Raw genomic sequence first — 20009 nt, 5'->3', positions numbered from 1 at the left:
TCCTCAGGTCCGATGCAGGTCTTTCGCGGCCGTGGCGATCAACGAAGCGGATGCGCTCGGGCTGAGCGCTCCCGCGCGAAGATGCGTGCTTACGAGGTTATACCGGGCGATGTCCGCTTCCTCTTCGAGGAAGAGGTCTTCCGCCTGGCTCTCGATGTACACGATGTCAGGCCCGATGGCCTCGGCGAAGTTCATGATGACGAAGGAGCCGTGCATACCGGCATGCGCTCCCGTATCGAATGGGATCACCTGGAGATGCACGTTCGGAAGTTCGATGGCGGCCAGCAAGTGCTCTAGTTGCTCCAGCATGACCTCACGACCACCGACGACACGGCGTATGGCGGCCTCGTCCACGATTGCCCAGAGCTTCAACGGCTGATCTTTTGTCAAGGCTTCCTGCCTCTTCAATCGCGCGTCGACCCGGCCTTCGATGCGTGCGCGCGTGGACTCTGGGTCACTGCCGGAGACGGCGGCGCGGGCGTAGCGCTCGGTTTGGAGGAGGCCGGGGATGAACAGGCATTCGTAGTTCAGCACCTCGCGTGCCTCTGACTCGAACTCGATGTAGGAGGCGTAGCGCTCCGGCAGGTCGGAGGCGAAGGTGTGCAGCCAGCCGCGGTGCGCCGACTCCTTCAGCAGAGTCGTCAACTCGGAGCGCTTGGGGTCGCGCACCCCGTACGCGTCCATGAGGGCGGTCAAGGTCCGGGCCTGGGGACGGACGCGGGCGGTCTCGATGCGGTAGAGCGTGGTCACGTTGACGCCGGTGCGTTCCACGACCTCCTCGCGGGTGAGGTCGGCGTCCTTGCGGAGCCGGCGCAGTTCAGCCGCGAGGCGCCGCAGGCGCACAGTCGGAGTTTGCATGTCGGCTTCTCTCCCTGGGACGACTTCGGACGCGGGGCCCACGCTGCGGCATGCTCGGGGCGATCTTGAGTATGCAAGCAATGCTAACGCAACCCTTGCACTACCACTCTGAGTAATGCATCATTTGCAGAGCGTTCCATGGGACGGCGGTCGCACGCAGGAAGTCCCGGGAAATGGAGCGGCCCCGGGGTGGTGATGACAGCACCGCCCCGGGGCCTCAGCCCGACTGGAAAGGAGTCGGACTCATGCTGAACCTATTCAACGGCTCGCCTCCGGCAGCGGAGGTTCGCTGGGCGGGGGTGGCGGTGTGATCGTTTGGACAGAGGTGTTCGGCGGGCGGGTTCGGGCGGACGTGCGGGAGGTGCGCGGGCGGGTGCGGCGGGCCCTGGACGGGTGCGCGGGGTCCTTCGACCTTGGCGATGTTGAGTTGATGGTCTCCGAGGTCGCCACCAATGCCGTCCGGCACACCGCGAGCGGTAGGGCCGGGTGCGGGACGGGGGACTGTGCGTCGGACGGGCCCAGGCGTACCGGGCGGCGGCGCGGCAGGTCGAGGACGTCCTGATCGAGTCGCTCGACCTCTGGGGCCAGTACGAGCGGCAGGCTGGGGAGAGCGGGCGTCGACCTGTGCGTTCAGCAGGTGGTGGGCGTGGGAGCGTCCTGGCGGAGGGACTCGGTGAACTGTAGGGACGTCTCGAAGGACGCGTTGATGCTGCCCCGGTGGTCGGCGCCGTCGAACGTCCGGTAGGCGATGCGGTCGTAGCGTTTGCAGAGGTCGTTGACGATGTTCCGCGTCGCGGCGGGGGAGACCTCGCGGTCGGCGGTGCCCTGCGCCACCAGCGTCGGGACGTTCAGGGTGAGACCGAGCGCCTCTTGCGAGTTGTAGTAGCTCTCGAAGCGGGTGAGGTCGGCGTCCGGGCGGAAGACCTTGTCCAAGGGGAGGCCCGCGCTCATCTGCCGGAGTTGCGCGAGGCAGGCGGACGTCCGTCCGGCGGCGGCCAGGGGCGCGGCGTCGGCGGTCAGGAGGGCTTCCGGGACGAACGTCGGGTCGGCCGCGTTCGCCCCGTTGAGCAGGACGAACAGGAACGGCAGCGCCGCCTCCGCCCCCGGGTGCTGGGACTTCACGTACACCGCGGTCTGGCTCATGTTCGAGCCCGGCGCGATCGCCACCGCGCCCCTCAGCCGGACGTCGTTCGCGCTGGTCGCCGCCGTGTAGAGCGCCGCCTGGCCGCCCTGGCTGTGCCCGGCGACGAACCAGTCGCGGCCGATGCGGTGGTCGACGCGGCGGGCGGCGCGGACGACGTCGAGGACGGTGTTCGCCTCGCTCGCGCCGTTCATGTACGGGTGCCCGCCGGGCGTGCCGAGGCCCTCGTAGTCGGTCTGGACGACGGCGTATCCGCGCGACACCCACCGGTCGAGGTACGCCTCGGTGATCGACAGGTAGTCGTGCGCGGGGCCGGTGGCGGTGTCGGCGGACGGCGCGCACGCGTCGGCCGTCCCGGTCGTGCCGTGCGCCCAGCTCAGCACCGGCCAGCCGCCGCGCGGCGCCCGGCCCCGGGGAACCGCGACCGTGCCGGTCACGACGATCTTCCGGCCGCCGACGCCCTCGGACGTGTAGGCGATCGCCCGGTTCGCCGCAGCGCTCGGCAGCGCCGCCGCGTTGGCCAGCGGCCGGACGCTGATCAACTTTCCGCGTTTGCCGGGCGCGGCCTGGGCGGCGGCGGGGACGGCGATGCCCGCCGTCCCCGCGCAGACGGCGGCCGTGACGGCGAGACCTCTGAGGGCTCTCATGCGTCCTGTCTCCTCCTCGTGTCCTGGACGGCGCGGTAAGCGTTCAGGCCCCCGCGCACGGGGCGAAACGGTAGGCGCGCGGGTCGCGGCGGCGGGACGGAGCGTCCCACTGACCGGTATCGACGATCGCGGGCATCGCCGCGACTGCCGGATATTGTTCCTTGTCAGCACCCGAGCCGCCGCTGAGCGAGCACTCGGGCAACCCGGCCGGAACCCGTGGGGGAGGGATCGTGGCGAGGATCTCGTCGGCGCGGCCGTCCGCCGAGCCGAGCTCACCCGAGCAGCACGACCGCCGCCGCCGGATCCTGCGCGCCGCGGCCCGGATCGGCGGGGAGAAGTCGCTCGAACGCGTCCAGATGCACGAGGTGGCGAAGGAGGCCGGGGTCGCGATCGGGACGCTGTACCGGTACTTCCCGTCCAAGGTCCACCTGTTCACCGGGGTGATGGCCGCGCAGGTCGACCGGCTCCGCGAGCAGGTCCACGCGCCCGCGCCGGGCACCAGCCCCGAGGACGCGGTCGCCGACCTGCTCGTGCAGGCCAGCCGGTACCTCATGGCGCAGCCGGTGCTGTCGGCGTCGATGCTGCACGCCTCCAACACGGCGCACGTCGCGACCGTCCCGGACACGATGCACATCGACAACACGTTCCGCGACATCCTGCTGCGGGCGGTCGGCATCGACGACCCGACCGTGCAGGACGTCACGCTCGTCCGGCTCGTCATGCAGTGCTGGTACGGGGTGCTCCAGTCGAGCCTGAACGGGCGCGCCTCCATGGCCGACGTGGAGAGCGACATCCGCCTGGCGTGCCGCCTGCTCCTCGCGCCCCGCTCGAACGCGCCGCGCTCCAAGAAGCGCCGGGCTTGACACCGCCTCCGCAGAACGGCCAGGACGGCCCGCCGACGCCTTTCCGGTGTCATGGCCCGGAGCGTCGCGTCCGCCGCCGAGGCCGGATCCGGACGCGATGGGCAGGGCGGCGCGCGCCGGGACGAGAGAGAGGGAGACCATGACGGCTCGCACGATCGCGGTCAGCGGCAGCGCGTCCGGCATCGGGAGGGCGCTCGCCGCGCTCCTCCGCGACCAGGGCGACCGCGTCATCGGCATCGATCTGCGCGACGCCGACGTGACCGCCGACCTGAGCGTCCCCGAAGGACGGGCGCGGGCGGTCGCGGAAACTCTGGAAAGATGCGGCGGCGCCCTGGACGCCGTCGTCGCCAGCGCCGGTGTCTCGCACTTCACCGACCTCACCGTCAAGGTCAACTACTTCGGCGCGGTCGCGCTGCTGGACGGCCTCCGTCCCGCCCTCGCCCGCGCCGAGAGCCCGCGCGCCGCCGTCGTCGGCTCGATCTCCGGGACGCAGCCCGCGGACGACGCCGTCGTCCGCGCCTGCCTGGACGGCGACGAGCCCGCCGCGTTGCGGGCGGCCGCGAAGGTCGTCGAGGCCGGGGCGGGGCACAGGCTCTATCCGTCGTCGAAGGCGGCGGTCGCGCGCTGGCTCCGCCGCACCTGCGTCACGCCCGGGTGGGCGGGCGCCGGCATCCCGCTGAACGCGGTCGCGCCGGGCGTCGTCCGGACGCCGATGAGCGCCGCGCTGTTCGAGGACGAGCGCATGCTCAAGGCGATGAACGACGCCGTCCCGATGCCGCTGAACGGCTACGCCGACCCGGAGGTGATCGCCGAGGCGCTGCGCTGGCTCGTCTCCCCGGCGAACACCCACATGACCGGCCAGATCGTCTACGTCGACGGCGGCGCGGAGGCGACCCTCCGCGGCCCGGACGTCTTCTAAACCGTGCCCGTTTCGTCGAGTGCGGCGACGCTGTACGCGGCGTAGGTCCGGTGCGCGTCGCGTCCCTCGAAATAGGGGGTGAGCCGCTCGCCGAGCTCCTCCGCGGAGAACACCCCGGAGGCCGCGGTGAACTTCCGCTCGACGGTCGGCGCGGCCATCAGCGCGACCATGTCGCCGTAGACGACGAACACCTGCCCGCTGATCTTCTCGGCGGCCGGGGACGCGAGGTAGCCCACGAACGTCCCGACCCGCTCGGGCGCCATCGCGTCGAGCCCGCCGGGGGACGTCCCCGCGCCGAACGACGCCTCGGTCATCGCCGTCCGGGCGCGCGGGCAGATCGCGTTCGCGCGCACCCCGTACCGCGCGAGGCCCGCCGACGTGGACAGGGTCAGCGCCACGATCCCGGCCTTCGCCGCCGAGTAGTTCGGCTGCCCGGCCGACCCGAACAGGAACGCCTCCGACGCGGTGTTGACCACCCGCCCGTAGACCGGGCCTCCGGCGGCCTTGCTGGCGGAGCGCCAGTACGCGGCGGCGGCGCGGGACACGGCCGCGTGCCCCTTCAGGTGGACGTGGATCACGTCGTCCCAGTCCCGCTCCGACAGGTTGAACAGCATCTTGTCGCGCAGCACGCCCGCGTTGTTGACGACGACGTCCAGGGAGCCGAACGTGTCGACGGCGGCGGACACCAGTGCGTCGCCCGTCGTCCAGTCGCCGACGTCGCCCTGCACCGCGACGGCCTGTCCGCCCGCCTTCACGATCTCGGCGGCGACGTCGTCCGCCGCAGGGCCCGTGTCGTTGACGACGACGGCGGCGCCCCGCGCGGCGAGCGCGAGCGCCTCGGCGCGGCCGAGCCCGGCGCCCGCGCCGGTGACGACGGCGGCGCGGCCAGCGAGCGAGAGGTTCATCGGGTCCTCCGGAAAGAAATGCGTGATGGACGTCCGACGGACGCTAGTACGTGTTCTAGTTCGGGGGCCGGGATCGTCCCGCTGAGCGGTCGCCCCGCGAATGCGCCGGACGGACGCACGTCGACCAAGGTCCGGCCAAGATTGCGGCGGCCGATGTCCGCCCCTCGCCGGACGAGGTTTGCGGCGCGCCGCCCGCGCGCATAGTCGGCGGGAGCGCTCCATCCCCGCCAACCGGAAAGTCTGGAATGTCCACCGAATGCGCGTGACCGACGAGAAGCAGGCTCTCGGGACGGACGCCCGCCTTGCCGAAGGCTGACCCCCGCCCGGACACGGCACGGACGACCGACCCGTCCCGCGCCCTCCTGCCCGCGCGCCACCCGCTCGCCGGACGCCGCCGCCCGAGGCTGCAACTCCGGCACGGCGAGGGGGACCGGCACCACCTGACCAGCGTGCAGGGCCTGGTCGCGCTGTCCCTGGACGCGCTCAGCTCCGTCGCCTACGGGCCGGAGGCCATCGCGCTCGTGCTGGTCGCCGCCGGGACGTCCCGCGTCCGGCTCACGCTGCCGGTCACGCTGGTCATCGTCGCGCTGCTGACCGTGCTCGTCGTGTCGTACCGGCAGGTCATCGCCGTCCACCCGGACGGCGGCGGCTCCTACGCGGTCGCCCGCGACGACCTCGGCCCCCGCGCCGGAGTCCTCGCCGCCGCCGCGCTCGTCATCGACTACGTCCTCACCGTCGCGGTCAGCCTCGCGGCGGGCGCCGCCACCCTCGCCTCCGCCTTCCCCGCGCTGCTGCCCTACCTGCTGGAGACGTCGCTCGCGGTGCTCGTCGTCCTGACCGCCGTGAACCTGTACGGGATCGCCGACAGCGCGCGCGTGCTGATGCTGCCGACCCTCCTGTTCATCGTGACGATCCTCGGCATCGTCGCGGTCGGGCTCGCCCGCACCCACCCCGCCGCGACGGTCGGCTCCGGCGTCGTGTCGCACGCGGACGAGGCGCTCGGCGTGATGCTGCTGCTCAAGGCGTTCGCGGCCGGATGCACCGCGCTGACCGGCGTCGAGGCGATCGCCAACGGCGTCCCGATGTTCCGGCGTCCCCGCGTCGCGCACGCGCAGCGCACCGAGCTGATGCTCGGCGCGCTCCTCGGCGTCATGCTCGTCGGGCTGGCGCTGCTGATCCGCCGCGACATGGTCGTCCCACGGGACGGCGTGACGATCCTCGCCCAGCTCACCGCCGGGGCCTTCGGCTCGGGCTGGACGTACCAGGCGGCGAGCGTCATCGTCGCGATCGCGCTCACCCTCGCCGCCAACACGAGCTTCGGCGGGCTGCCCGTCCTGCTCAGCCTCCTGGCCAAGGACCGCAGGCTGCCGCACCTGTTCGCGCTGCGCGGCGAACGTCCCGTGCACCGCTACGGCGTCCTGGCGGTTGCCGCCGCCGCCGGACTCCTGCTCATCGCCGTGGACGCCCGGACGAACCGTCTGCTCCCGCTGTTCGCCGTCGGCGTGTTCACCGGCTTCACGATCAGCCAGATCGGCCTGGTGACGCACTGGGCCCGCGCCCGTCCGCCTCGCTGGGCCGGAAAGGCGCTGCTGAACGGCACGGGCGCGGCCCTCACCGCCGTCGCGACCCTCGTCCTCCTGGTCACGAAGTTCACCGAGGGCGCGTGGGTCGTGGTCGTCGTCGTGCCGCTGCTGATCGCGCTGTTCACCCGCATCCGGCACTACTACGACGGGGTGGCGCGCGAACTGCACCTCGGCACGCTCCCGGAACGCCGTCCGGAGCCGTCTCCGGCCGGACGCCTGGTGATCGTCGCGCTGCACCGTTTCGGCGCGATGACCGGCCCGGCGCTGAGCACCGCGCTGAGCCTTGGCGAGGAGACGGTCGCGGTCATCGTGTCCACGGACGAGACGCACGCCCGCACCCTCCGCGACCAGTGGGAACGCTGGGATCCCGGCGTCCGCCTGGAGATCGTCCCCAGCCCCCGCGAGACGCGGATCCGCCCGCTCCTGGAGTACATAGCGCGAACCGCCGCGCAGGACGAGCGGCCGCTGCTCGTGCTCGTCCCGACCGTCCGCTCGACCCGCCCCCGCTACCGGTTCCTCTACGACCAGGGCGCGATCCTGCTGGCGGAGTCCGTGCGCGAACACGTCCCCGGTGCCCTCGTCTGCGTAATGCCCTGCCACGTCCACACCTGATCACGGGACGAGGAGGAGTTGTCGGCGCATTGCTCGTCGGGGGGATGACGGAGGGGCCGGACGAGTCACACCCGGTACCGATGAGGGAGTCACGCCGGGGGGCGATGTGGGGCGGGGCTGGCGGCGACATGCTTCTGGGAGGTCCAGGGTGTGTTGGCCGAAGGGATTCTCATGGCTGCTCGTGCGGCGCTGTCTCGGAGTCGCGGACTCGTCCCCGCGGTGCTCGTCGTTTTGGTCGCGGCCCTAGGGGTCGCGTTCGTTTTCGTCCCTTGGATATTGGCGGGTGTGGGATCTGGCGGCGGCTTCGATGATGAGCCCGACCTTCGCGATGCTGTTCGTGAGTCGTTCGTCGCATACTGGAGGTCGGGCGACCGGGATGTGACTCCGGGACTGGATCGGGTGGTCGACTACTGGTTCCGTTTCCACCTGGTCAAGGGTGCGATCTCCGCGCTCATGCTGGGGGTGCTGATCGCGCTCGGCATCATCGTCTGGAAGGCGTTCGTGAGGGCCGACGCCCTCGGGGCGGGGAAGCGGGCCGCTCTCGTCTCGGCCGGGGTCGTCGTCTCGCTGGGGGCGGTGTTCTCGCTGGCGGCGCTTATGGCCAACGTCCAGGGCCTGGTCGCGCCGCTCTCCTCACTGATGCCGATGCTGATGTCCGGTGGCAAGGCCGACCCGGCGCTCACCAGCACGTTGGGTCAAGTCCGGGGGCAGTTGGCCGCCTCGCCGGGCGCGGGCGGGCACTCGCCGGCACTCGACCTGCTGATCGACGATTTCGCCCGCTACCACGCGGCGATGGCCGTGACAGCCGCGACCGTCCTGGCCGTCTTCATCGCCCTCAGCGTCGCGCTGTGGAGACGATTCGCCAGGACCGACCGGTCGGGCCGACGGGCCAGGCGCGTCCTCGCCTCATTCGGCGCGCTGACCGTGCTGCTATCGCTGGCCCTGATCGTCGTCACCGTGGCGAACACCTACACCGCAGGACATTCCGCCCCCGCCCTCCAAGCCTTCTTCAACGGCTCCTGGTAAACCATCCGAACACCCCTGCCCCGGTGATTCGGGTAACGTCCGGAAATGAAGCGCACTACAAGTCTTTCGGGCGCTTGTGCGTTTTCGGGGTGGTGGGCCAGGCGAATTCGTCTATTGCCAGCCACAGTTCACCGGCAACCTTCGTCGGGGTCGTGCCGGTGAAGGCGACTACGTCGCGGTGTAGGTGGGATTGGTCGGCGTAGCCGGTCTCCGCCGCTACCCGGGCCGCGTCCTCGCCTTGCGCGAGGCGGTGTGCGGCATGGTCGAAGCGGACCAGCGTCGCGGCGCGCTTCGGCGGCAGTCCGATCTGCGAACGGAACCGCGACCACAGGCGCTTGCGGCTCCATCCGACTTCGGCGGCGAGGCCGTCCACTCTGGTCAGGCCGCGTCCGGCGACGATGCGCCGCCACGCCCAGGCGACCTCCGGGTCCAGGGACGGCCGCGCGTGGCGGTGCGCGAGGAACGCGTCCGTCAGCGCGAAACGCTCTGGCCAGGATGATGCCGCGTCCAGTCGTTCGCGGATCTGGGACGCCTCCCGTCCCCACAGTTCGTCGAGCCCGACGACCGCGCCGGACAGTTCGGCGGGGGAGACGCCGAGGATCGCGCCCGCGACCAGCGGAGACAGCCGCACCTGCACCGCCTCGAACCGCTCGCCCCGCACCCACGGCGTCCCGGATCCGAAGCCGAGCCCGGCGGCGACGCTGCCGCGCACCCGCCGTCCGGCCGGGTCGTCCACGAGGAGTGCGCCCGCGCCGAGCTCCAAGGCCAGCGACACGGACGGATGCGGAACCGCCCGGTGGGCCGCCGCCGACACGCCCCGGTCCCGGAATCCGGCCATGCTGACACCGGGTATCCGGCTCGGCTGTTTCGGACGCGCGACGTCCCATACCGCCGAGCCGTCCCGTTCATGCAGCTTGGGCGGCATGCGCCCCATGCTAGGCGGGGCCGGGAACGCCGGAACATTCGTTCAAGCCACCGGCCGGACGAGACGGCGACAGTGGCGCCATGACTACCTGGAAAAGGCGCGTCGTCATCGCCTCGGCCGTCCTCGTCACGGTGGCGGGGCTGCTCGCCGGGAACGCGGTCGCGGTGTCGCGGCAGGACGTCGGGGCCACCGGCGAGGCGCTGTCCCTTCCCGGTGGGAGCGTCTTCGTCCGGCAGGACGGCCCGCGCGACGCCCCCGCGCTCGTCCTGATCCACGGGCTCGGCGGGTCGACCCGCTGGTGGGACGCGGTCGTCCCGCTGCTGGCAAAGTCGCATCGCGTCGTCCGGATCGACCTGCTCGGCTTCGGGAGGTCGGCCAAACCGTCCGGCGACGGCTACGCGGTCGGCGAGCAGGCGCGGCAGGTCGGCGCCGCGCTGAACCGGATCGGCGTCCGGCGCGCCACCGTGGTCGGCCACTCGACCGGCGGCTCGGTCGCCACCGCCCTCGCCGAGCGCCGCCCCGACCTCGTGTCCGCGCTCGCGCTCATCGACTCCGGCCCCCGCCTGGACGCCTTCATCTCCGACGGGTTCGTCGGAAACCTGCTGTTCGTCCCCGGCGTCGGGCAACTGCTGTGGCGGTTCCGCACCGACGGGGTCGTTCGGCGGAGCCTGGGCACGGCGTTCAGCCGTCCCGGCTACGAGATCCCGCGGGCGCTCATGGACGACGTCCGCGCCACGACCTACCACTCGCTCACCGCCACCTCGCGGGAGGCCGAGCATTACCTGGAAGAACGTCCGCTGCCCGATCGCCTGGCACCGCTCGGCAAGCCGTTGCTGGTGATCTTCGGGCAGGACGACCGGCGCTGGCGCGCGTCGTCCGCCACCGACTACCGGGCCGTTCCGGGCGCGACGATCGAGCTGATGCCCGGAATCGGGCACTCGCCCATGCTGGAGGACCCGCCGCACACCGCAGCGTCCCTGCTGAAATTTGCCGCGTCCCACCCCGCCTAGCCCGTGTGCTAGCGTCTGCAGCGACTTCTCACCGTAGGGTTCCGCCCTCGCTTTCCAGCCTCCTGATGTCCGGTGACATCGGGAAGGTGGAAGTCACACCTTCTCCTGACATGGGGTGTGACGATGGGCGCTGCCCAGGTGGCGGATCCGGCCGTCGAGGCCGTCGATCTGGTGAAGAAGTATCCGGCGGGACGGCGCAAGACGCCGGTCGCGGCGCTGCGCGGGCTGACGTTCGCCGCCGCGAGAGGGAGTGTCTTCGGGCTGCTCGGCCCGAACGGCGCGGGCAAGTCGACCGCGATCAAGATCCTTTCGACGCTCTCGGCCGCCGACGCGGGAACGGCGAGGGTCGCCGGGATCGACGTCGCGAAGCGCCCCGGACGGGTGCGCCGCACGATCGGCTTCGTGTCCCAGAAGCCCGGCACCGACCCGGCGAGCACGGCGACCGAGAACCTGGTCCTCGCCGGACGCCTGCACGGCATGTCCCGGCGGGACGCCGTGGCGCGGGCCCGCGAGCTCGTGAACAGGTTCGGCCTGGCCGACGCCGCCGACCGGCCGGTGCGGACGTACTCCGGCGGCATGGCGCGCAAGCTCGACGTCGCCCTCGGGCTGACGCACCGTCCCGGCGTGCTGTTCCTCGACGAGCCGACAACGGGACTCGACCCGCAGGCCCGGAGCGAGCTGTGGGCCGAGATCGCGCGGCTGGCCGACGAAGAGGACATGACGGTCCTTCTTACGACGCACTACCTGGAGGAGGCCGACCACCTTGCCGACCGTCTCGCGATCGTCGACCACGGCACGGTCGTCGCCGAAGGCACCCCCGCCGAACTCAAGAGCGGCCTGCGCGGCGACGCGGTCCACGTCGAACTCGCCCGACCCGACGGCAGGGCGCTCGCGGCGCTGCGGACGGTCCCCGAACTGCGGGAGATCACCCTGGACGGGAGCACCGTCCGCGGCCGTACCGATGACGGCGCCCGAGCGCTGCCGCCCGTGCTCGCCGCGCTGGACGAAGCGGGCGTCACGGTGGCGTCCGCGACGCTCGCCAGACCCTCCCTCGACGACGTCTACCTCCGGCACACCGGCCGCGCCCTCGACTCCGGCGCCGCCCCGAAGACCCTGGAGGCGGCGGAGTGACCACCGCACCCTTGATCGTCCACTCCGCGCTCCTGACCGGCCGTCTGCTGCGCGGCCTGAGGAGGATGCCCGCCTTCCTCGTCATCGGCCTCGTCCAGCCGGTGATCTGGTTGCTGCTGTTCGGGCAGCTCTTCCGTTCGGTCGTGGACCTTCCCGGGTTCGCGCACGGCGGCTTCCTCCAGTTCCTCACCCCGGGAGTGGTGATGATGACCGCGCTGTTCGCGAGCGCGTGGGCGGGGACGACCCACCTCCAGGACATCGACCGTGGCGTCATGGACCGGATGCTCACGTCCCCCGTCCATCGGGGAGCCCTGGTGATCGCGTCCCTGGCCTATCAGGCGGTGCAGACACTCGTCCAAAGCCTGGTCATCATGGCCGTCGCCCTGGCCGCCGGTGCCCGCTTCTCGGGCGGCGCGGCCGGGGTCGGCGTCACCGTCCTCGCCGCGGTGCTCCTGACGGTGATCTTCTCGGCGGTGTCCGGCGCCGTCGCGCTGCTGACCCGCCAGCAGGCGACGCTCATCGCGATCTCCCAGTTCACCACGCTGCCGCTGATGTTCCTCAGCTCGGCCGTGATGGACCTCGGCCTCGCGCCCGCCTGGGTCGGCCGCGTCGCCGACTACAACCCCGTGGAATGGGCGGTCGCCGCGGCACGGGAGGCCATGCTCGCCCACCCCGACTGGAGCACGGTGTCGGCGCGCCTGGGACTGCTCGCGGCGGCGGCCGTCGCGACGGGTCTGCTGTCCACGCGCGCCTTCCACACCTACCGGAACTCCGCGTGATCAGACGAAGGCGCTCAAGCCCTCGTATTCACCCTGTCGGGCCCGGCCGGTCGTCTCGTATTCGAGGAGCAGCAGCCCGTTCGGCGTCGCCTCATGCCGGACGAGCCGCAGCCCGGACGGGTCGCCCGCCCCGGACAGCAGCCGCCGTCCACCGCGCAGCACCGTCGGCGCGACGACGAGCCGCAGCACGTCGACCAGGCCCGCCTCCAGGAGCGTGTCGGCCAGGTGGGCGCTGCCGTGGACCTGGATCTCCCGCCCCGGCCGCGTCCTGAGCTCGGCGACCGTCCGGACCGGATCTCCGGCGAGGACGGTCGTCGGGTGCCAGGGCCCCTCGGTGAGCGTGCTGCTCACGACGTACTTCGGGAGCGTGTTCATGCGCTCGGCGAACGGGTCGGCCGGGTCGGTGACCTTCGGCCAGTCGCGGGCGAACGCCTCGTAGGTGCGGCGGCCGAGCAGCAGGCCGTCCGCGAGGTCGAGCCAGCCGGACGCGCGCCGGACGAACGTCGCATCCATGTGCGGGACGAGCCATCCGCCGCGCGCGAAACCGTCGCTGGTGTCCTCGTCCGGGGAGCCGGGGCCCTGGCTGACCCCGTCGAGCGTGACGAACTGGCTGACCGTGATCTTCATTGTTCCCCCTCGGTGAGTGCGGCGAGCTGGGCGGCGGTCGTGCCCCAGCCGTCCGCGAAGCCGAGCTTCGCGTGCCGGTCGCGGGACTCCGGGTCGCCGTGCCGGACGAGCATCCGGTAGTCGGTGCCGTCCGGGTGGTCGCGCAGCGTGATCGTCGCGGTCATCGCGACGGGGTCCGGGGCGGCCGGACGCCAGGCGCCGTCGATCGCGTTGGTGAACACGATCCGCTCCAGCTCGTCCACGGCGAGGAAACAGGCGTCCAAGTGCGGGACGAACTCCGCCGTCCCGTCCTCGCTTAGCCGCGTCACGAACGCCCCGCCAGGACGCAGGTCGAGGCGCTCCACCCGGCAGCGGGACGGCGCCGGAACCCACCACCGCTCCAGCCGGGACGGGTCCGTCCAGGCGCGCCACACGGTCGCGCGCGGCGCGCGGATGACGCGCTCCAAGGCGAGATCGAGATCGGGGTTCACGGGGTGTCCTCCTCGGTGACGAACCGTTCCAGGCGGTCGGCGCGCTCCGCCCAGACCCGCCGCTGCTCCGCCAGCCAGTCGTCGACGAGGGCGAGCCGCTCGCGGTTGAGCACGCAGGTGCGCACCCGTCCGGACTTCACCGTGCGGATCAGCCCGTTCGCTTCGAGCGTCCGCACGTGCTTCAGGAACGAGGGGAGGGTCATCGGGAACTCGCGCGCGAGGTCGCCGACGCTCGTGGGCCCGTGCCCGAGGCGCCGGACGACGGCCCGCCGGGTCGGGTCGGCGAGCGCGACGAACACGCCGTCCAGCTCCGCCGAATACTGTGCCATGAGGCAAAGTATTGCGAGCAGACGATGGTTAGCGCAAGGGCTAACTATCGGTTCACCCGCCGAAGACGGTCTTCTCCGCCTGGTTCAGGAGGGTGGTCAGCTCGTCGGCCTCCGCCTTGTCGAGGGACGCGAAGGCGGGCGCCATCAGCTCGTCGGTGAGGCGCTCCGCCTCGTCGTGGCGGCGCCGGATCTCGTCCGTGACCTCGGGATAGGGGCGCGGCCAGCCGAAGTACTCGGCGTTCGGCTCGCCGTCCGGGAGCAGCGGCGAACGGCCGCTCAGCACCGCCTCCAGCGGGCTCAGCCCGCTCGCCAGCACGGCGACGACGTGCAGGCCCCCGCGCAGTTCCCGGACGACGTGCGCGAGCTGGATCACCCGGGCCGGGCCGTCCTCGGGCAGCGGCATCGCCCGCCAGCCCGCGGCGACCGGCGCGCCGACGACGTCGGCCGTGCGGGCGACGCGGTGGAGCAGGTCGGCCAGCCGGTCCGCGGCGGCGAAGCCGGCGAGCTTGCGGCGGCCGAAGCCGTGCGCGACGGCGGCGTACCGGCCGGCGGCGTCCGCCGCGGGGAGGCCCGCGCCCGCCTCCCACGCGTGGCGCACCGTCGTGGCCGGGAAGAACCCGGCGGCGGACAGGACGACGTCCGCGTCGACCTCGCCCAGGACGCCGAACCGGCCGCGGAAGTACGGCGTCCAGCCGGACAGGCCCGTCTCCGCCGCGAAGGCCTTCGCCTCCCGGGAGATCATGAACGCCCCGCCCAGCCGTCCGATCGGCTCCGCCACCGCCGCCGCGATCTCCCGCATTCCCGTCGCCCTTTCCTAGAACCGAATTTCATTCAACCACGGTCCGAGGGGCGGGCCCGGTTCAGGTCTTGCGGCCCACGCCGCCCGCGCAGGACACCAGGGGCGGGTCGCCGAACGGGTTGGGGTCGGGCCGCCAGTCCGGCACGAGGACGACGCCGGGCTCCAGCACCTCCAGCCCGTCGAGGTACCGCGCGATCTGCTCGATGGAACGCGGCGTGTAGGGGACGGCGCCGGTGCCGGAGTTGTACCGCCGGATGGCCTCGACATATCCGGGATCGACGTCGGTGCCGTCGTAGACGGCGAGATGACTGCCCGAGGGCAATGCCGACATCAGCCGGTCGACGATCGACAGCGCTTCGTCGTGATCGGCGACGAGACCGAGGATTCCCATGAGCATCAACCCGACCGGACGGCTGAAGTCCAGGGTCTTGGCCGCCTGCTCCAGGATGGCCTCGGGATCGCGGACGTCCGCCTGGATGTAGTCGGTCGCCCCTTCGGGCGTGCTCGTCAGCAGAGCCTGGGCGTGGACGAGCACGAGCGGGTCGTTGTCGACGTAGACGATGCGCGATTCCGGCGCGATGCGCTGCGCGACCTCGTGGGTGTTGTCCACGGTCGGGAGGCCGGTCCCGATGTCGAGGAACTGGCGGATTCCCGCGTCCGCGGCGAGGTAGCGCACCACCCGCGCCAGCATGTAGCGGGAATGGCGGGTGAGGTCGACCATGCCCGGGAAGACCTGGCAGACGGCGTCACCGGCCGCCTGGTCGACGGGATAGTTGTCCTTGCCGCCGAGGAGGTAATTCCAGACGCGTGCCGAATGCGGAACGGTCGTGTCGATCCCGGGGTCTTTGCTCACGGCTGCTCTCCCTGCTCTCCGTGCTCGCGACCGATGCTCCCAGGCGCACAACCCGCCCACAACCAGCACGGCCACGCCGAACCGGCCATTCGGTACGGTCGAGGCATGCCTGTGGACGAATTCGATGTGGACGCGGGTGGCGGGCGAAGGCTGCACGCCTACGACACCGGGACGGCCGCCGCCGGTGCGCTCGTCGTTTTCTGGCACCACGGCACACCGAACATCGGCCTGCCTCCGCGTCCGCTTTTCGCGGGCGCCCCGGACATTCGGTGGGTGTCGTTCGACCGTCCCGGATATGGCGGCTCGGATTCGGTTCCGGGGCGCGATGTGGCGTCCGCCGCCGCCGATGCGGCGGCCGTCGCCGACGCGCTCGGCATCGACCGGTTCGCGGTCATGGGGCATTCGGGCGGCGGCCCGCACGCGCTGGCCTGCGCCGCGCTTCTGCCGGACCGCGTTCTCGGGGCGGTCAGCGTCTCGGCATTGGCGCCCTTCGGCGCGGACGGGCTCGACTGGTTCGCGGGAATGGGCCCCTCCAGCGCCGCCTCGCTGCGCGCCGCCACGGCCGGACGGGCCGCGAAAGAGCGATACGAAGCGGCCGCCGAATACGACCCGGAAATGTTCACTCCGGCCGACCACGCCGCCCTCCAAGGCGAATGGTCGTGGTTCGAGGACGTGGTCGGCCCCGCCGTCGAGAACGGAATCGGCGGTCTGGTCGACGACGATCTCGCCTACGTCGCGCCTTGGGGATTCGACCCGGCCGCGATAAAGGCGCCGCTGCTCGTCGTCCACGGGGAGCGGGACCGGATCGTCCCGAGTTCCCACGGCCGGTGGCTGGCGCGGAACTGCCCGACCGCGCTGCTGCGCATCACACCGGATGATGGGCACATCTCCGTCCTCGGTTCCGCGCCCTCGGCCCTCGATTGGCTCCGCGCCCGCGCCCGCGCCTGATGAGGTTCACGTCACAAAAGGCCATGTCACAAGAGTCCATGTCACATCCACCGGTGGATGGTCCGTCCTTGGTGGTGAACCGCGCATCGAACCGGTTCGGCCGGGGACGATCCCCCGGCGAGGGCTTGGAGGAGTCATGGCGTCAACGATCCTGGTCACCGGCGGCACCGGAACGCTCGGACGGCAGGTCGTCCCGCTGCTGCGGGACGCGGGCCGCGACCTGCGCGTGCTCACCAGGCACGCCCGCGCGTCCGCGGACGGCGTCGACTACGCGACCGGCGACCTGGCCAAGGACGAAGGGGTGCGGGCGGCCGTCGAAGGCGCCTCGGTCGTCCTGCATCTGGCGGGCGGCGCGAAGGGCGACGACGTGGTGGCGCGCAATCTGGTGCGGGCCGCGAAGGCCGCCGATATCGAGCACCTGGTGCTGATCTCCGTCACCGCCGCGGACCGGCTCCCGGTGAAATGGGTGAGGACCCAGAACGAGGTCGAGAAGATCGTGAGGGAATCCGGCGTGCCGTGGACGATCCTGCGCGCCGCGCAATTCCACGACCTGATCCTGAAAGTGGTGCGGACGTTGACGAAGTCACCGGTCGTCCCCGTCCCTCGCGGAGTCCGGATGCAGCCGGTCGACGCCCGCGACGTCGCGGAACGGCTCGCGGAACTGACGCTCGGCGCCCCCGCCGGCCGGGTGCCGGACGTGGTCGGCCCCAGGGTGTACGGGATGGACGAACTGCTCCGGACCTACCTGCGGGCGAGCGGGAAACACCGCGCGCTGCCGACCATTCCCGTCCCGGGCAAGGTGGGCCGCGTCTATCGCGCGGGCGAAAACCTCGTCCTGGAAGGCGCCGACCATGGCACCCACACCTGGGAGGAATTCCTCGCCGAACACGTGAGCCGCCCCGCGAAGGCCCCCGCCGCGTCCAGGTAATCGGGTCGAGGTCGGCGGATATACGGCGGCGCGGCCTGGCGGAGGATTCAGTTCATGTCCGCCTCGACCTGCTTCCGCATGACCTTTCCGGTCGCGTTGCGGGGGAGCGGGTCGGACGTGATGTGCCAATGTGACGGCACCTTGAAATAGGCGAGGCGCTCGCGCACATAGGCGGTCAGCTCCTCCGGGGTGGGCGGGAGCCCGGTGAACACGACGACCGCCGCGACCTCCTGTCCGAGGTCGGGATGCGGGACGCCGAGGACGACGCACTCCCGCACCGCCGGATGCTCGGCGAGAACGTGCTCGATCTCCGCCGGGTACACGTTCTCCCCGCCGCGGATGATCAGGTCGGAGCGGCGGGTGGTGAGCCGCAGCCGCCCCTGCTCCAGCACCCCGATGTCGCCGGTGTGCAGCCAGCGGTCGGCGTCGATGGCGCGCGCGGTGGCGCCCGGGTCCCGCCAGTAGCCGATCATGTTGTACGCGCTGCGGGCGCAGACCTCGCCCTCGACGCCGTCCGGGACCGGCCGGTCGTCCGGCCCGCGGATCTCCAGCTCGACGCCGATCGTCGGACGGCCCAGCGTGCCGGGCGCCTCGGCGAGGTCGGCGGGCGTCGCGACGGAGATCGCGGTGCACGACTCGGTGAGGCCGTAGCTGTCGACCAGCGCGCCCTTCGCGGGCGGGAACACCGACCGCAGCCGCTCCTTGAACGCGGCCGACGACGGGGCCGTGGCCAGCGCGAACGCCGTCAGCGACGACACGTCGTAGCGGGACAGGTCGCCGTGCTCGACCAGCCGGCGCGCCATCGTCGGGACCGCGCCCCAGTTCGTCACCCGCTCCTTCTCGATCAGCCCGAGCACCCCGTCAACGTCGAAGCCGCCCTCGTGCATGACCACCGCGGTGCCCGTGGCGAGCCGCGGGACGGCCAGGTTGTGCAGGCACGCGATGTGGAACAGCGGCAGCGCCAGCAGGTACCGGCGGGCGGACGGGTCGTCCCCGGACGCGCGCAGCATCGCGTCGTTGAACCGGTGGTACTCGATCACCGAGGTCAGGTTGCGGTGCGAGTGGACGGCGCCCTTCGGGCGTCCCGACGTGCCGCTCGTGTAGAGGACGACGGCCGGGTCGTCCTCGGCGGCGTCGGGAATGTCCAGGTCGGCGCCGGGATAGCGACGGGTCAGGGAGGGGACGTCGGTCTCGACGGTGAGGACGTCCTCGGACGTCAGCGCCGCCCGCTTCTCGTCCGCGACGACGATCTTCGGGTCGGTGTGGCCGAGCGCGTACTCCACCTCGCGCGGCGCCCACCAGGCGTTGTAGCCGACCGCGACGGCGCCGGCCGCGATCGCCGCCCAGAACGAGATGATCCACTCCGGGCTGTTGGCGGCGTTGATCGCGATGCGGTCGCCGGGCTCGACGCCGAGATCGTCCCGCAGCGCCTTCGCCATCGACGCGACCGCCGCCGCGTGCTCGGCGAACGTGATCCGCCGGGACGCGGTGACGAGGTAGTCGCGGTCGCCGTACGCGGCGGAGCGTTCGAGGACCTCGCCGAGGCTCCGGGCGCGGTTGGCGAACACGGGCAGCCGGGCGCCGAGGACGTCCTCGGTCCGCAGCTCGAATTCACCGCCGGGGCCGGTCAGCTTCCGGACGATCTCCATCGGACTGGACACCCGCGACCTCCTCGTGCGCACCGGACGGCCCATTCTCCGTCCCCGCCCGCGTCGTCCACGAGGCCGTACCGCTCAGCGGGACGGTCTTGAACGGCCCCGTCCGGACACTCGCTTCGGCCGACTCCGGCGAATGGAAGCGCTGTCGCATTGGCGTAACGGTCAAATAATCTGGATTGGTGGCAACCACGGTCCCGGCACTCCATGATTCGGACGCCGGAGTAGAAAATCGTGAAATCGGTCTTTTATCGCGGAAAGCCGCCGTCCCGGGGCATGATCCGGACGCGCCATGGCTCGCTGCCGATGGTAGGCCGGGACGGCGCTGATGGGAACTCTGTCGCTGGTCATCCCCCTGGTCGGCGCGGCGGCGGGCGTCGTCGCCGCGAGCGCCGGCGTCGTCGGCAGCGTCCACGCGGTCCGGCAGTTCCGCCTGTCGCGCGCCGCGACCCCGCTCCCGCCTCCCGCGTCCCCCGGCCCTCCGCCGTCCTCGCCTGCGGCGTCCGCGGGAGCGTCGTCGGCGTCCGCCGCGTCGGCCGGAGGACAGACCGGTGATGATCGGGACGTGTTCGTCGCCTACGCGCGCGACGACGAGACGTGGGCCCGGGGGCTCGCCGTCCGGCTGGAGGCGGCAGGGTTCACGGTGTGGCTCGACGTCTGGGACGTCGGCGAAGGCGACCTGTTCGTCGAGCGGGTCGAGGCGGGGATCCGAGGGGCGCGGAACGCGCTCATGATCGTCGGGGCGCGCGCCCCGGACGAGCCCGTGACCCGGGAGGAGTACGCCGCGCTGATGACCCGGTCGATCGAGCGCGGCCTGCGGTTCATCCCCGTCGTCCACGGCGCGGGCGAACTGCCGGAGTTCCTCGCCGCGCGCCGGTGCGTCGACTTCCGCGCCCCGGCCCCGTTCGAGGAGAGGTTCGACGTGCTGGTCCGGGCCCTGCGCGGTCAACGACCCGCCCGCGTGTGAGCCCCGGGCCGCGCGGCCCGGGAGCCGCGCGGTC

Annotated in this window: 20 protein-coding genes; 10 read left to right on the top strand and 10 right to left on the bottom strand. The window is 72.0% G+C overall.

Annotation, left to right across the window (positions count from 1 at the left end):
- Window positions 1-3: 3 nt before the first annotated feature.
- Window positions 4-843, bottom strand: a complete 840-nt coding sequence (locus FXF68_RS03585; RefSeq protein ID WP_246178247.1) for a helix-turn-helix domain-containing protein — start codon at window positions 841-843, stop codon at window positions 4-6.
- A gap of 645 nt (window positions 844-1488) precedes the next feature.
- Window positions 1489-2646, bottom strand: coding sequence for an alpha/beta hydrolase family protein (locus FXF68_RS03580; protein ID WP_148757442.1), 1158 nt, complete (start codon window positions 2644-2646; stop codon window positions 1489-1491).
- A gap of 230 nt (window positions 2647-2876) precedes the next feature.
- Here FXF68_RS03580 and FXF68_RS03575 point away from each other — a divergent pair, with 230 nt between their 5' ends.
- Window positions 2877-3509 (top strand): TetR/AcrR family transcriptional regulator, encoded by a 633-nt coding sequence (locus FXF68_RS03575; protein ID WP_148757441.1) that lies wholly within the window; start codon window positions 2877-2879, stop codon window positions 3507-3509.
- A gap of 139 nt (window positions 3510-3648) precedes the next feature.
- Entirely contained in the window at window positions 3649-4428 is a 780-nt protein-coding gene (locus tag FXF68_RS03570; protein WP_148757440.1) for an SDR family oxidoreductase, read from the top strand.
- On the opposite strand, the gene FXF68_RS03565 is transcribed toward FXF68_RS03570, so the two are convergent.
- Complete coding sequence (locus FXF68_RS03565; protein ID WP_148757439.1) at window positions 4425-5333, bottom strand: 3-oxoacyl-ACP reductase; 909 nt, start codon at window positions 5331-5333, stop codon at window positions 4425-4427. The genes FXF68_RS03570 and FXF68_RS03565 overlap by 4 nt on opposite strands.
- 302 nt (window positions 5334-5635) lie before the next feature.
- Here FXF68_RS03565 and FXF68_RS03560 point away from each other — a divergent pair, with 302 nt between their 5' ends.
- Window positions 5636-7528, top strand: a complete 1893-nt coding sequence (locus tag FXF68_RS03560) for an APC family permease (RefSeq protein WP_222869792.1) — start codon at window positions 5636-5638, stop codon at window positions 7526-7528.
- Between the two features lie 378 nt (window positions 7529-7906).
- A complete protein-coding gene (locus tag FXF68_RS03555; RefSeq protein WP_222869791.1) occupies window positions 7907-8554 on the top strand; it encodes a hypothetical protein in 648 nt (215 codons plus the stop codon).
- A 55-nt stretch (window positions 8555-8609) separates the two neighbouring features.
- On the opposite strand, the gene FXF68_RS03550 is transcribed toward FXF68_RS03555, so the two are convergent.
- Complete coding sequence (locus FXF68_RS03550; protein ID WP_148757438.1) at window positions 8610-9479, bottom strand: helix-turn-helix domain-containing protein; 870 nt, start codon at window positions 9477-9479, stop codon at window positions 8610-8612.
- Window positions 9480-9559: 80 nt separating this feature from the next.
- Here FXF68_RS03550 and FXF68_RS03545 point away from each other — a divergent pair, with 80 nt between their 5' ends.
- The 3 genes from FXF68_RS03545 to FXF68_RS03535 all read left to right on the top strand — a co-directional run bounded on the left by FXF68_RS03545 (window position 9560) and on the right by FXF68_RS03535 (window position 12399).
- The gene (locus tag FXF68_RS03545) at window positions 9560-10489 is read left to right on the top strand and encodes an alpha/beta fold hydrolase (RefSeq protein ID WP_148757437.1); all 930 of its coding nucleotides are present in this window, start codon (window positions 9560-9562) and stop codon (window positions 10487-10489) included.
- Between the two features lie 123 nt (window positions 10490-10612).
- The gene (locus tag FXF68_RS03540; RefSeq protein ID WP_148757436.1) at window positions 10613-11620 is read left to right on the top strand and encodes an ATP-binding cassette domain-containing protein; all 1008 of its coding nucleotides are present in this window, start codon (window positions 10613-10615) and stop codon (window positions 11618-11620) included.
- Window positions 11617-12399 carry an ABC transporter permease gene (locus FXF68_RS03535; RefSeq protein WP_148757435.1) on the top strand — a complete coding sequence of 261 codons (783 nt, stop codon included), beginning with the start codon at window positions 11617-11619 and terminating at the stop codon, window positions 12397-12399. The genes FXF68_RS03540 and FXF68_RS03535 overlap by 4 nt, the downstream gene beginning before the upstream one ends.
- Here FXF68_RS03535 and FXF68_RS03530 read toward each other — a convergent pair whose 3' ends face one another.
- The 5 genes from FXF68_RS03530 to FXF68_RS03510 all read right to left on the bottom strand — a co-directional run bounded on the left by FXF68_RS03530 (window position 12400) and on the right by FXF68_RS03510 (window position 15477).
- Window positions 12400-13026, bottom strand: coding sequence for a dihydrofolate reductase family protein (locus tag FXF68_RS03530; RefSeq protein WP_148757434.1), 627 nt, complete (start codon window positions 13024-13026; stop codon window positions 12400-12402). It lies immediately after the preceding gene.
- Window positions 13023-13496 (bottom strand): SRPBCC domain-containing protein, encoded by a 474-nt coding sequence (locus FXF68_RS03525; protein WP_148757433.1) that lies wholly within the window; start codon window positions 13494-13496, stop codon window positions 13023-13025. The genes FXF68_RS03530 and FXF68_RS03525 overlap by 4 nt, the downstream gene beginning before the upstream one ends.
- Entirely contained in the window at window positions 13493-13825 is a 333-nt protein-coding gene (locus tag FXF68_RS03520; RefSeq protein WP_148757432.1) for an ArsR/SmtB family transcription factor, read from the bottom strand. The genes FXF68_RS03525 and FXF68_RS03520 overlap by 4 nt, the downstream gene beginning before the upstream one ends.
- Window positions 13826-13877: 52 nt before the next feature.
- Complete coding sequence (locus FXF68_RS03515; RefSeq protein ID WP_148757431.1) at window positions 13878-14624, bottom strand: SCO6745 family protein; 747 nt, start codon at window positions 14622-14624, stop codon at window positions 13878-13880.
- A 61-nt stretch (window positions 14625-14685) separates the two neighbouring features.
- Entirely contained in the window at window positions 14686-15477 is a 792-nt protein-coding gene (locus FXF68_RS03510) for an SAM-dependent methyltransferase (protein WP_148757430.1), read from the bottom strand.
- Between the two features lie 105 nt (window positions 15478-15582).
- Here FXF68_RS03510 and FXF68_RS03505 point away from each other — a divergent pair, with 105 nt between their 5' ends.
- Complete coding sequence (locus FXF68_RS03505; protein WP_148757429.1) at window positions 15583-16425, top strand: alpha/beta fold hydrolase; 843 nt, start codon at window positions 15583-15585, stop codon at window positions 16423-16425.
- 136 nt (window positions 16426-16561) lie between these two features.
- Window positions 16562-17353 (top strand): SDR family oxidoreductase, encoded by a 792-nt coding sequence (locus tag FXF68_RS03500; RefSeq protein WP_148757428.1) that lies wholly within the window; start codon window positions 16562-16564, stop codon window positions 17351-17353.
- A 47-nt stretch (window positions 17354-17400) separates the two neighbouring features.
- On the opposite strand, the gene casG is transcribed toward FXF68_RS03500, so the two are convergent.
- Window positions 17401-19014 carry a steroid-24-oyl-CoA synthetase gene (casG, locus tag FXF68_RS03495; RefSeq protein WP_246178232.1) on the bottom strand — a complete coding sequence of 538 codons (1614 nt, stop codon included), beginning with the start codon at window positions 19012-19014 and terminating at the stop codon, window positions 17401-17403.
- 322 nt (window positions 19015-19336) lie between these two features.
- Here casG and FXF68_RS03490 point away from each other — a divergent pair, with 322 nt between their 5' ends.
- Complete coding sequence (locus tag FXF68_RS03490; RefSeq protein WP_148757427.1) at window positions 19337-19975, top strand: toll/interleukin-1 receptor domain-containing protein; 639 nt, start codon at window positions 19337-19339, stop codon at window positions 19973-19975.
- Window positions 19976-20009: the final 34 nt, after the last annotated feature.

Origin of the sequence: Actinomadura decatromicini (assembly GCF_008121305.1) — a bacterium.
Classification (GTDB): Bacteria; Actinomycetota; Actinomycetes; order Streptosporangiales; family Streptosporangiaceae; genus Spirillospora; species Spirillospora syzygii.
This window is presented reverse-complemented; position numbering and strand designations above follow the sequence as displayed.

Bases quoted from the DNA above. Each gene is read 5' to 3' on its own strand.
- FXF68_RS03580 (WP_148757442.1), bottom strand. From the start codon at position 2,646: ATGAGAGCCCTCAGAGGTCTCGCCGTCACGGCCGCCGTCTGCGCGGGG.
- FXF68_RS03570 (WP_148757440.1), top strand. From the start codon at position 3,649: ATGACGGCTCGCACGATCGCGGTCAGCGGCAGCGCGTCCGGCATCGGG.
- FXF68_RS03565 (WP_148757439.1), bottom strand. From the start codon at position 5,333: ATGAACCTCTCGCTCGCTGGCCGCGCCGCCGTCGTCACCGGCGCGGGC.
- FXF68_RS03550 (WP_148757438.1), bottom strand. From the start codon at position 9,479: ATGCCGCCCAAGCTGCATGAACGGGACGGCTCGGCGGTATGGGACGTC.
- FXF68_RS03545 (WP_148757437.1), top strand. From the start codon at position 9,560: ATGACTACCTGGAAAAGGCGCGTCGTCATCGCCTCGGCCGTCCTCGTC.
- FXF68_RS03540 (WP_148757436.1), top strand. From the start codon at position 10,613: ATGGGCGCTGCCCAGGTGGCGGATCCGGCCGTCGAGGCCGTCGATCTG.
- FXF68_RS03530 (WP_148757434.1), bottom strand. From the start codon at position 13,026: ATGAAGATCACGGTCAGCCAGTTCGTCACGCTCGACGGGGTCAGCCAG.
- FXF68_RS03520 (WP_148757432.1), bottom strand. From the start codon at position 13,825: ATGGCACAGTATTCGGCGGAGCTGGACGGCGTGTTCGTCGCGCTCGCC.
- FXF68_RS03515 (WP_148757431.1), bottom strand. From the start codon at position 14,624: ATGCGGGAGATCGCGGCGGCGGTGGCGGAGCCGATCGGACGGCTGGGC.
- FXF68_RS03505 (WP_148757429.1), top strand. From the start codon at position 15,583: ATGCCTGTGGACGAATTCGATGTGGACGCGGGTGGCGGGCGAAGGCTG.
- FXF68_RS03500 (WP_148757428.1), top strand. From the start codon at position 16,562: ATGGCGTCAACGATCCTGGTCACCGGCGGCACCGGAACGCTCGGACGG.
- FXF68_RS03490 (WP_148757427.1), top strand. From the start codon at position 19,337: ATGGGAACTCTGTCGCTGGTCATCCCCCTGGTCGGCGCGGCGGCGGGC.